General features: G+C 39.7%; 8 protein-coding genes and 1 tRNA gene. 4 read left to right on the top strand and 5 right to left on the bottom strand.

Annotated features, from left to right (window positions below; translation table 11 throughout):
* Positions 1-171 precede the first annotated feature (171 nt).
* The 4 genes from ACY2A0_RS10530 (at position 172) to ACY2A0_RS10515 (ending at position 5,380) form a co-directional block, all read left to right on the top strand.
* Positions 172-246, top strand: a tRNA-Glu gene (locus tag ACY2A0_RS10530).
* Positions 247-541: 295 nt separating this feature from the next.
* Entirely contained in the window at positions 542-1,873 is a 1,332-nt protein-coding gene (locus ACY2A0_RS10525; protein ID WP_461789413.1) for a paraquat-inducible protein A, read from the top strand.
* Between the two features lie 45 nt (positions 1,874-1,918).
* On the top strand, positions 1,919-3,280 hold the full coding sequence (locus ACY2A0_RS10520; protein WP_461789412.1) for a paraquat-inducible protein A: 1,362 nt from the start codon (positions 1,919-1,921) through the stop codon (positions 3,278-3,280).
* A gap of 96 nt (positions 3,281-3,376) precedes the next feature.
* Entirely contained in the window at positions 3,377-5,380 is a 2,004-nt protein-coding gene (locus ACY2A0_RS10515; protein WP_461789411.1) for a heavy metal translocating P-type ATPase, read from the top strand.
* An 84-nt stretch (positions 5,381-5,464) separates the two neighbouring features.
* Here the strand turns inward: ACY2A0_RS10515 and ACY2A0_RS10510 are convergent, their stop codons facing one another.
* From ACY2A0_RS10510 to ACY2A0_RS10490, 5 genes are all read right to left on the bottom strand, one after another.
* On the bottom strand, positions 5,465-7,084 hold the full coding sequence (locus ACY2A0_RS10510) for a M28 family peptidase (RefSeq protein WP_461789410.1): 1,620 nt from the start codon (positions 7,082-7,084) through the stop codon (positions 5,465-5,467).
* A 32-nt stretch (positions 7,085-7,116) separates the two neighbouring features.
* Positions 7,117-7,557 carry a ribose 5-phosphate isomerase B gene (gene rpiB, locus ACY2A0_RS10505; RefSeq protein ID WP_461789409.1) on the bottom strand — a complete coding sequence of 147 codons (441 nt, stop codon included), beginning with the start codon at positions 7,555-7,557 and terminating at the stop codon, positions 7,117-7,119.
* Positions 7,558-7,628: 71 nt separating this feature from the next.
* A complete protein-coding gene (gene tatC / locus ACY2A0_RS10500) occupies positions 7,629-8,513 on the bottom strand; it encodes a twin-arginine translocase subunit TatC (RefSeq protein WP_461789408.1) in 885 nt (294 codons plus the stop codon).
* Positions 8,514-8,591: 78 nt separating this feature from the next.
* On the bottom strand, positions 8,592-10,880 hold the full coding sequence (locus tag ACY2A0_RS10495; protein WP_461789407.1) for a glycoside hydrolase family 3 N-terminal domain-containing protein: 2,289 nt from the start codon (positions 10,878-10,880) through the stop codon (positions 8,592-8,594).
* Positions 10,881-11,025: 145 nt separating this feature from the next.
* Entirely contained in the window at positions 11,026-12,123 is a 1,098-nt protein-coding gene (locus ACY2A0_RS10490; RefSeq protein ID WP_461789406.1) for a family 16 glycosylhydrolase, read from the bottom strand.
* Positions 12,124-12,141: the final 18 nt, after the last annotated feature.

Below are 12,141 nucleotides of genomic sequence, written 5' to 3'. Positions count from 1 at the left end.
GGATGACGCCACAAGCGAAAGTTATCGAATTATTTACCTGCTAAACGTCTCAGGTCTTTAATAAATTGGTTCGATATTTTTCCCTTTTGGGCTACGAAAACATCAATCACTAAACAAGGTTGATGTTTTTTTATGCAGAGAGCTATACTTTTCTCTACATTTTGAAATTTTGGTCCATTCGTCTAGGGGTGAGGACGCCAGATTTTCATTCTGGAAACAGGGGTTCGATTCCCCTATGGACTACCAAAATTTAACCAATAACTCTCTGGAATTATTGGTTTTTTCTTTTTATACCGCTACATCTTCTCACTACCCTAACCTAATTTTTATTTTTTTTAAATTTTATAAAACCTTTTTTGGTAAGGCTTGTTACCAATACATAAATCATTAAATAGTTTGTTTGGTTAAGCCCACGGATGGATGTCAGTGGGCTAATTTCTTTTTTGTAGGGTACCAATCACATTTAAACATTTATCCCATTGCTCAAACAATTAACCAATCCAAAGCGTTATAAGCCAGATTTATTTGAAATTTTACACCATTGGCAACAGCATCAAACCACAAGTCTCGCTCTACTTTAAAACTATCCAAGCTGTTATTAGTCTTCGGATTATCACTGTTGCTCGTCACTCAGGGCTACTTCGGCTATCGATTACATCAACTCTCGGAAAGGCAAGAGCAACTTAAGCACGATTATTCGGAGATGAACAACATTATGCTTGGCCTTTTCTCCGTAGATGAGTGGCAGGATCAAATAGCGCTGATCATCAAAAAACAAGTGAAGCGCCTTGACCTTAATCCGCAACAGAAAAAAGAACTACAGAAAGAGATTGAAGCTGTAATTGTAGCACTTATCGATAAGGCTGAGGCCATGGTTACTCAGCCTAAGAAAAAATCGCTACGGGGAAAACTGGTGAAATTTGCCGTGAAAAATTTTGTTAACGTAGACACCATCAAAAAGAAAGTGCCTGGAATTGCAAGAACTATTTTAAAAAAAGTGGACAATCCCAGCACTAAACGCAAGCTAGGCGCAATGGCACTGGAAAAACTTGACGAAGTAGATGAAATAGCTTCCATAGATAGCACACTTACGGCAAATGCGCAAAAAGTAAACACCATTTTTAAACACTACGCTGTAAAAACTCCTGAACAATTTAATGATAAAGTGGATGCTGAGTTATCTCAAATAAAAAAAGAAACTTACACTTATTGTATCGCAATGCTGGCCGGCATCGTGGTTTTCCTCCTGTCGTGGTGGTTTTGTAGAGGTAAAAGACATTTGTATGCGCCGTTATTTATATTATCCCTAGCGTTCGCTTTTATTTTACTAGCAGTTGGCTTAACAGCATCTATGATTGAAGTTGATGCCCGATTAAGCGCTATTAAGTTTGTATTGCTGGGCCAAGATATCGTATTTAAAGATCAAGTATTGTTCTTCCAAAGCAAAAGTATTTTGGATGTAGTGATGATTTTAATTAGTGGCACTGCCATAGATTCGATACTCGTGGGCATACTCATCCTCATCTTCAGTATTTTATTCCCGGTGATGAAACTTAGTTCGACAGGGATTCATTTATTAGGCAGAAAAAAATTAGCAGAAAACAAAGTAATCAAATACTTTGCTTTCCAATCGGGCAAGTGGAGCATGGCCGATGTGATTGTGATTGCCATACTCATGGCCTACATTGGCTTGAATGGTTTATTAGAAACACAACTTGCTAATCTAGATATTCCGGTGGATTCGCTCACGCTTATTTCAACTCACAATACTGCTTTACAACCCGGCTACATCATATTTATTGCCTTTGTCCTTTTTGGACTGATCCTTTCAACCATCCTGAAATTCATCAGTCCACACGACTCACACGAATAAAAAATTAAAACATCATCCTTAAAGCTTAAATCAAAATTGACAAATATGCAGCCCCATCAAAAACAAAAAAAGCACCTTATCCTACAAATTGTTCTAATTGTGGGCCTAACTGCTTTGCTAGCATTGGAAAGTTATTTTGGTTACCAGCTATATGAGCAATCTAAGCAGCAGGAACAAATAAAAGAAGATTACGCCATGATGAACAATATTACGTTCGGTGTATTTTCTTTGGATTTGTGGAGAGATAAAATATCGATTATCGTCACCCAAAAAATCAAGGGCTATAAAGTAAGCAAACAACAAAAAGCAGAAATGCGTGAAGAAGTGGAACAACAGCTTCACGCTATGATTGACGAGGTGGTAAACGAATTTGAAAAACCGCAAAAAGGTTTGGGCAATAAACTGAAAAAGTTTGCCTTCAAGCAGTTTGTAGATCCAAAAGAGCTTCATCAGCAAGTACCTTCTTTTGCCGCAACTATTATGCAGCGTATCAATAGCCCACGTACTATCAAAAAACTGAAAGGCATTGCCACAACGGAATTTAAGGAGCTTGCAGATCAAACTTATGACAGCACGATTAATGCTAAAATAAAAATGACCAGCCATCAGTTTAAGAAGTATTATGTAAGCAGTACGTCAGCATTCAACAAAAACCTCGAAACCAGACTAGAAAATATCCGTAAGGTTACTTATAACTATGCTTACGCAATGCTGGGATGTGTTGCGGCGGCGTTATGCCTATGGCTTCCACTACGTAAAAAAGTATATCTTCATACGCCACTCTTCATCATGTCGCTGCTATTTGCTTTGGCACTTTTAATCGTAGGCGTAACGGTTTCTATTATTGAGGTAGATGCCCGACTCAGTTCATTGGAATTTGTTTTAATGGGCGAAAAAGTTGCATTCCAAAATCAAGTATTATTTTTCCAAAGTAAAAGTATTTTGGGCATAGCCGAAGTTTTAATGCAACAACCTAAACCAGATGCAGTAACCGTTGGTATCCTAATCATCCTATTCGTTATCATACTTCCTATTTTAAGGATAGCCGCCGGAGGGATTCACTTACTTTGTAAACCACCAATTGCTGAGAACAAAGTGACCCGTTATTTAGCGTTTGAGTCGGGAAAATGGGACATGGCCGATGTAATGGTAGTAGGTATTTTGATGACTTACATTGGTTTAAATGGTATTTTGAAAAGTCAACTTACCGATTTAAATATCAAGAGCGAAATGCTCAACACTACCACCATCAACTATACGGCACTGCAACCTGGGTATATCATATTTGTGGGATATGTGGCTTTTGCTATAATACTCTCTATACTGCTAAAAAGAATTTATTGTTATAGACATCCAGAGGAGTTTAAACCGGAGGATTTATCTGCCAAAGCAACAGAAAATGCGTAACTTGCCGATATAAGCCTTTGTCTAAAGGCAGCCAATGATGTTGGCATAGTTATATTGCCGATTTGCCATGAACTTGGCATTCTAAAAAAATGGAACATGAAACATCAACACGAGCAGATACAAGCAGATACAGATTGTTGCAGCACATCGCACCGTAATCCTACCAATGTAAAGCATAACGAGCACCATCATAGCCACGACGACGACGACGGGCACAATCACGATCACGATGCCTCCAATAAGAGTAAGTTTCAACTATTTCTACCTGCAATAGTTTCTTTCTCGCTTTTGGTTGTGGGGCTTTTTTTGGATCACCTCATCCAGCCAAATTGGTTTCAAGGATGGATTCGTTTAGCATTGTATCTTGCGGCCTATCTTCCAGTAGGAATTCCTGTACTTAAAGATGCTTTGTATAGTATCAGCAAGGGAGATGTTTTTTCGGAGTTTTTTTTGATGGGCATTGCTACACTCGGCGCTTTCGCCATTAAAGAATATCCCGAAGGTGTTGCCGTAATGCTATTTTATGCCGTGGGCGAAATTTTCCAAACCTTGGCGGTAACTAAAGCAAAAGGGAACATCAAAGCTTTGCTTGATCAACGACCAGATGAAGTAACTGTATTGGTAAATGACGTACCGCAGTTGGCAAAAGCGAAAACGGTAGCCGTTGGCAGCATCATTCAGTTAAAACCCGGCGAAAAACTAGCTTTAGATGGCGAATTAATTTCGGAAAGCGCAGCTTTTAACACCGCTGCCTTAACCGGCGAAAGTAAACCAGACACCAAGAAAAAAGGGAACTTGGTTTTGGCAGGAATGATTAACCTCAACACGCCTAGTCAACTAAAAGTAACTGCCGCTTATGAAGATAGTAAGCTGAGCAAAATTTTGGAACTGGTACAAAATGCGACTACACAAAAATCTACCACAGAACTTTTTATTAGAAGGTTTGCCAAAGTGTACACGCCAATTGTGGTTTTTTTGGCGCTCGGCATATGTTTGCTTCCCTATTTTTTTGTAGCCAACTATGTTTTTGTAGATTGGCTTTATAAGGCGTTGATTTTCTTAGTGATTTCCTGTCCGTGTGCTTTGGTAATTTCCATCCCCTTGGGTTATTTTGGCGGAATTGGGGCGGCAAGCAGAAATGGCATCCTATTCAAAGGCGGCAATTTCATCGATATTTTAGCCAATATCAAACAAGTGGTAATGGATAAAACTGGCACCCTAACCGCTGGTGTGTTCAAAGTGCAACAGGCTACCATTTTAGATGGGTTTGACAGAAACGAATTATTGAAATGGGTGAACGCCCTAGAAAGCAATAGCACCCATCTAGTAGCTACCGCAATTAGGAATTTTGTTGGCGAGGTTGACCATACCGTAAGTTTACATGAGGTGGAAGAAATAGCTGGACACGGGCTAAAGGCCAGCATCAATGGCAAACTGTTTTTGGTTGGGAATTTTAGGTTGATGGATAAATTTAACATCAGTTATAGCAAAGCGCTGAGCGACGTAATTTATACCGTTATCGCCATTGCTTATGATGGGAAATTTGCTGGTTATTTAACCATTGCCGATAATATTAAACCTGATGCGCCCAGAGCTGTAAAGTTACTTCATCAGATGGGAATCAATATTACAATGCTTAGCGGCGATAAAACTAGCGTGGTAAACGATGTAGCAAAGCAGTTAGGCATCAAGCAAGCTTTTGGCGATTTATTGCCTGAAGATAAAGTAGAGAAGGTCAAGGAATTGCAAAATCATAGAGGCGTTGCGTTTGTTGGTGATGGGGTAAATGATGCACCAGTAGTAGCTTTAAGCGATGTGGGTATTGCAATGGGTGGCCTAGGCAGCGATGCCACAGTGGAAGCCGCTGATGTGGTTATTCAAGATGACATGCCAATTAGAATTCCAATAGCTATTCAGATTAGCAAGCAAACCAAAAGAATTGTATGGCAGAACATCATTTTGGCCTTTGGTGTGAAAGCCGTTGTGCTTGTTTTAGGTGCCGGTGGTTTAGCAACCATGTGGGAAGCTGTTTTTGCAGATGTTGGCGTAGCGCTAGCAGCTATTTTAAATGCCGTTAGGATACAGCGAATGGAATTTTAGCCTAGAGAAACAGCAATCCACCCTTATTTTAAAGCAAAAAATCCCGTCAGTTGCCTAACGGGATTGCCATCTCTTTTAAGATGTTTATTTTGTTTTCAAAGTGCCATCTTCGTTTTTATTCACCACTGGGCGTTTTGGGGCATTAGCCAATTCCCAAGCAGTAAAATAAACCAACTGCGCACGTTTAGCCAACATTGGGAAGTCAATTTTGCTTACCTCATCTCCTGGCTGGTGATAATCCTTGTGTACTCCATTGAAATAGAAGATTACTGGAATACCATGTTTTGCGAAATTGTAGTGGTCAGAACGATAGTAAAAACGGTTAGGATCAGTACGATTGTTGTACTTCTCATCTAAAACGATATTCACATAATCAGCATTTGCTTTTTTACCAATTTTATCCAAATCATCACTTAGCATATTTGATCCAATGATGTAAACGAAATTGTTATCTCCAGGACGGCTATCATCGCCGCGACCAATCATATCAATATTTAAGTTAGTGATGGTATTTGCCAAAGGAAATACCGGATGTTCCGAATACCACTCAGAGCCCCAAAGACCTTTCTCCTCACCACAAACTGTCATGAATAAAATACTACGTTTTGGTCCTTTACCTGCTTTTTTAGCTTTTGAAAAAGCTTCCGCCAACATTAAAACACCAGTAGTTCCTGAACCATCATCATCAGCTCCGTTGTTAACTTTGTCTGTTGCGTTGGCATCTTCAACTAAACCAATGTGATCATAGTGACCAGTTATTACCAAAACTTCATCTTTCAATTTAGGATCGGAACCTTCTAAAAATCCTAAAACATTATCTGCTTTAATATCCTCTTGCACTAACTTACCTGAGAAAGACACTGGAACATTAAGTACCGTAGTAGCAGGTTTTAAAGTTTCGGCGATTTTCTTCTTCACATCCGCCAAGTTAGTATTCGCTGTAGCTAATAGCTGGTTTGCTACTGCCGTACCGATGGTTATAACTGGTAAAGTATTTGTATTTTCATTCGCATCGGTGCGTTTCAAATCAGCACTGCCAGCGGTTAAAAATGCCTTAGTGGCATCGTTTAGGTTGTCAACTCTTTCGTTAATTACCAAAACGCCCGCTGCCTTATTGTCTACCAAATATTTAATTTTAGCTTGTTGGCTACCTACACTGCTTTGTGCCCTACGAGGAGCGCCTGGCTCTGGAGCTTTAGCTGTTGGGTCACCAGTAGCAAAAATCAATACTACTTTACCGGCAACATCAATACCTGCATACTCGTTAAAGTTATCTTTACTTAAACCATAACCTGCGAAAATTACCGAAGATGCTTTAACATCGAATCCTGTTGCTGGCGTAGTTTGCGCCAATACATAGTAGTCTTTAAGGTTCTCTTTAGTTTGCGAACCCACCACTAAAGATAAATCCACCAATTTTTTTGAAGAGATTCCCACCGGTTGTAGGTAAGGATCTTTGCTGCCTTTAACCGGACCAACTAATCCGAAGCTTTTGAACTGTTTTTTGATATAATCTGCTGCCATCCAAGCACCTTTTTTTCCAGTCTCACGACCTTCATACTCATCGGATGCCAGAACAGAAAGATGTTGGTACGCCCTGTCTTTGTTGACAGTTGTACTAAATTTGATGGCATTTTTGTCTTGCGCCATCGCACCAAAACATAGCGCTAAAGCTAGTGAGGTGATTGCAAACTTTTTATTCATTTTTATTAGTTAAGGTTTGTTGGATGATGTCTTTAACAGGAGATTTTATTAACCCTATTGGCATGTCGGCCGCCTTCGAATGGTGTCGCTAGGAAAGTTTCAACCATTTCCTTTGCTAAATCAGCCGATACAAAACGAGCCGGAATGCAAATAACGTTCGCATTATTATGCTGCCTAGAAAGCTTGGCAATTTCGGTTAACCAGCTCACCGCAGCTCTTATGCCTTGATGTTTGTTAGCTGTAATTGCCACACCTTGCGCACTGCCGCAAACCAATACTCCAAAATCAGCTTCACCTTTTTCCACTGAATTAGCTACGGGGTGAGCAAAGTCTGGGTAATCAACCGAATCAAGTGAATGTGTACCAAAATCTACGACTTCGTAGTTAGATAAAAAATCCTTTAAGATTTCCTTGTATTCAAAGCCGGCGTGATCAGCACCTATAGCTATTTTAAGTTGATTTGCTGTTGACATGATTCAAAATTATATAGAATTATAGAGATTATTGCGTAAATATTTTGTTGTTTTAGCAATTCAATCTGTGATTACTTTTTACCATAAAACGCCAATTCCGCTTTTTTCTTCTTCTTTTCGATATTAGCAGAAATCAAAATACTTAATTCATATAACAAGAATAGCGGGAAAGCCACAATAAGCATGGTATACGGATCGGCGGTTGGTGTTACCACAGCTGCAATTACTAAAATTAAAACTGCTGCATACCTACGTGTAGAGCGCATGAATTTTGGTGTCATGATACCCAATTTCGATAAGATGTAGATAATTACAGGCAACTGGAAAATGATGCCCGAACCTAAAGTTAACGTCAGTACGGTAGATAGGTAAGATGAGATAGTAAATGTATTTTCGATGCTGGCATCAACCGTGTAATTGATTAGAAAGTTAATAGACAACGGACAAATAACATAGTAACCGAACAATAAACCTAAAGCAAATAATGCTGATGCAAATGCTACAAAACCACTTGCCGATTTACGTTCGTTTTCCAACAAAGCAGGCTTAATGAAAAGCCAAAGTTCAAAAAGCAGATAAGGTACGCCCAAAATTACACCAGCCATTACGCAGGAATTCATTTGTAAGGTGAACTGCCCCGACATTTCGGTATTAATGATTTTAGCTTTGATACTGGTAATACAAAACTCATTCCCGATAGACGGAAACGCTTCTACCAGTTTACACATCATACGATAGGTCCAAAAATCAGCATTTTTGGGTGCCATAATTACATCATGCCAAATGAAATCGGTGAAGTAAAAAGCTACGCAGACTAAAACAACAATTACTGCTAAAGCTCTTAATAAATGTTTCCGTAATACATCTAAGTGGTCAAAGAAGGACATTTCAGCCTCTAAGCTTTTGCCTTTATTTTTTATTGAATCGATTAAATCTTTTGCCTTATTGTCGCTCATTTTTTTGATTTAAAAACAAAAATACCATTCTATTTGATTAGAATGGTATTTACTATTAATTTCTGATAAAAGATTTACCTACTCCACAAAAAAGCTTTTGCTCAGTGAGCCAATTTTCACTTTAAATTCCCCTGGTTCGATCACCGAACGGCCTTCCAAATTGGTAAAAGCATAATCGGCTTTGCTCAATTTAAAAGTTACCGTTTGCTTTTCGCCTGGCTTTAAATTGATCTTTTCGAAACCACGCAATCTTCTTGAATCTGGCGTCAGTGAAGCGTACAAATCGCTCAAATAAAGCTCCACCACTTCTTTGCCTTCCCTATTTCCTGTGTTGGTGATCTCCACTGATACTGTAATTTCTTGAGTGGCTTTAATTTTTTCAGCGCTAAGTTTAAGGTTATCGTATTTGAAACTAGTGTAGCTTAAACCAAATCCAAATTCATACTGAGGGTTGTACTCCGCATCGTAATTATAAACCCCTTCCATTACCGTTCTATTTTCAGATGGCTTATGGTTATAGCCTACCAACGAGTTAGGGAATTTAGGATAATTGTAAGGCAATTTCCCAGAAGGATTCACATCGCCAAATAAGATATCAGCGAGTGCATCGCCGCCAAAATTACCTGGCAAATACGTTTGCAGTATCCCCGCCATTTTAGGTTCAAATTTACTGATGAGTCTTGGACGACCTTCGTTAAGCACTAAAATAATAGGTTTCCCAGTAGCTGCAAGTTTTAAAGCTAGTTGGGTCTGTAAATCGGACATGTACAAATCGCTCAAATTGCCCGGACTTTCAGTGTAAGAGTTTTCTCCCAAGCAAAGTATAATTGCATCAGCATTTTGAGCAGCTTTTACCGCTTCTTCAGTTCCTTTATCAAACTCTTCGTAGTATTTACCATCCATTTTGTAGCTAACACCATCCACGAAAGTGATATTCTCTTTCCCAGCTTTATTACTCAAGGCCTCTAAAATGGTATTATATTTCGAAGCAAACTCTTCCACTTTTTCGCCTTGCCATGAATAAGTCCAACCGCCATTTAAAGTACGCATTGAATTAGCGTTTGGTCCAGTTACCAATAGTTTAACACCTTTTTTGAATGGCAGAATGTTATCGTTATTTTTCAACAAAGTGATTGACTCCGCTGCACTTTGATAAGCGGCCTGCTCAAATTCCTTGCTACCAAATTTTGGATACTGCTTGCTATCGTAAATCGGTTTTTCAAATAAACCTAGCTGATACTTCAATTTAAGAATGTGCGTCACAGCATCATCAATTCTAGTTTGCTTTACTTTCCCCTCTTTTACCAAAGCAATCAGGTTGTCGCAAAATCTTTCGTAATCATAGGCAATCATCGACATATCAATTCCGGCGTTGATGGCTAACATGATCGCTTCTTTGTGGTCTTTCGCCACACGATCTCTTGTGTAAAGGTTCTCGATATCTCCCCAGTCGGTTACGATTAGTCCTTTGAAACCTAACTCATTCCTTAGTAGTTTGGTAAGCAAATTGTAGTTCGCATGAACTGGCACCCCATTGATAATCCCCGAATTGATCATGATGCTATGTGCGCCAGCTTCAATTGCTGCTTTGAACGGTGGCAAATGCATATCTCTCAACACGTGATCAGGAATGTAGGCTGGTGTACGATCTTTTCCAGAAGAGGCAACTTGGTAACCCAAAAAGTGTTTCAAACAAGACGCCACTTTGTAGGGATCAGCAATGTTGTTGCCCTCCATCCCGTTTACCATTTGCAGGCCAAGCTCTTTGATCAAGTAAGGATCTTCACCAAAAGTTTCCCACTGACGAGGGAAGCGAGGATCAGGAGCCACATCCAATACCGGAGAAAAATTCCAAGGAATACCACTTGCACGAGTTTCGTAGGCAGTGATTTCGGCGCCTTTGTAAACCAAACTACGGTTACGTGTTGCCGCCTGTCCAATTTGCTGTGGGAACATGGTTGCTCCAGCAGTATAAGTTGTACCGTGTACCGCGTCAATTCCGTAAAGCACCGGAATGTTAAGACGACCTTTACCAGTTTCCTGTATTTTGTTGATGAGTTGATGCCAAACCTCAACGGTACGTGCCCTGTTGTTGGCGGTATTTAAGATGGAACCAACTTTGTATTTTACCAAAGCATGTTCCAACTGCTGTTGATTTAAGCTTACGGGCTCGTAGCTACTGAATCGATCTTTTCCATTAGTGACTACGTCAAGCGTAATTTGTGCCATTTGACCTACTTTTTCTTCCAAAGTCATTTTGGCTAGTAAAGCTTTCACCTTTTGGTCAATAGCAGGATCCGTTTTTTGTTGCGCTACCGAAAAAAGCGATAGCGTTAACATTGGTAGGGTTAAAAGAATTTTTCTCATTTTCCTATTCAGTTAATTCAATTAAGGTTTTAGTGTGTGCAGTTTTTGACTAGGCCTTATGTAGGCAAATAAACGAACGGCACCAAGGCCGTCCGTTTTCATTTTAAAGACGGTATGAAGATCTCAAAAAATGCTTTGTATAATTTTATTGGAATACCCGTACGTAATCCACAATGTATTTTTGAGGAAAAACCGTACTTGCATTAGGACTTCCCGGCCAGTTGCCTCCAACAGCGAGGTTAATTAATAAGAAAAATGGCTTCCTAAATTCATCGGTGGCGGCGGAACTAGAATCGAAGCTGTAATATTCTTGGTTGTCGATATACCACTTAAGCGAAGTTTCAGTCCAAACCAACGAAAACACGTGGAATTTGTCATAAAAATCGCCACTTGGCAAAGTATATGATTTCCCGATGTACTTGTGGCCACCGTCTTCATAGTGCACTGTACCATGCACCGTATTATCTTTTCCTGCGCCTCCGCCAACCATCTCCATGATATCAATTTCGCCACATAAAGGCCAGTTAACTGTTGTGATGTTAGCTCCCAAAGCCCAAAAAGCTGGCCAAATACCTTGTCCTTTAGGCAGCTTCGCTCTAAAATCAACACGACCATAAAGGAACGTTTTTTTGTCTTGAGTTTTGATCCGTGATGAGGTGTACTCACGGCCACTGAAGTTCTCTTTTCTAGCAGTAATGGTTAGATAGCCCCCACTTACTTTGGTATTTTCTTCTCTGTAAAACTGAAGTTCGTTATTGCCCCAACCATTAGCGCCGTTACCTTGCTCAAAGGTCCAATATCTGGTATCCAGTGCAGTTCCATTGAATTCATCTTGCCAAACTAAAGTCATTCCAGGATAAGTTTCAGGAGAAATGTAGCCCGTATTATCTATAGTATCGTTTTTATCAACGGTGATTTGCTTGCTCATCGTTATCGACTTGTCACTTGATGAATAGGCCGTCACTTTAACCGTATAAGTACCACCTTCTGCGTAAACAGTTGATGCTTTACCGTCGCTAGAGCGGATGCTTTCGTTACTGCCCTGCCCAAAGGTGAAGAAGTATCGATCGGCGTTATCTGCGGTAGCAACAAAATCAACCCTGCCAGAGCCATCAGTGCTCACGTTTGCGGTAAGTTGTAGATTGCTAGGTTCTACAGCACTAGCCTGTTTTTTACAGCTTAAATTAACTACAATTAGTGTCAGGGCTACTAAATAATTTTTGATCAAGAAGCTACTTTTCATATTGCTGAATTGAATTTA

Source organism: Pedobacter sp. (assembly GCF_965249885.1).
GTDB lineage: Bacteria > Bacteroidota > Bacteroidia > Sphingobacteriales > Sphingobacteriaceae > Pedobacter.
Note: the sequence above shows the minus strand (reverse complement) of the source record. Positions and strands in the feature narration are given on the sequence as shown.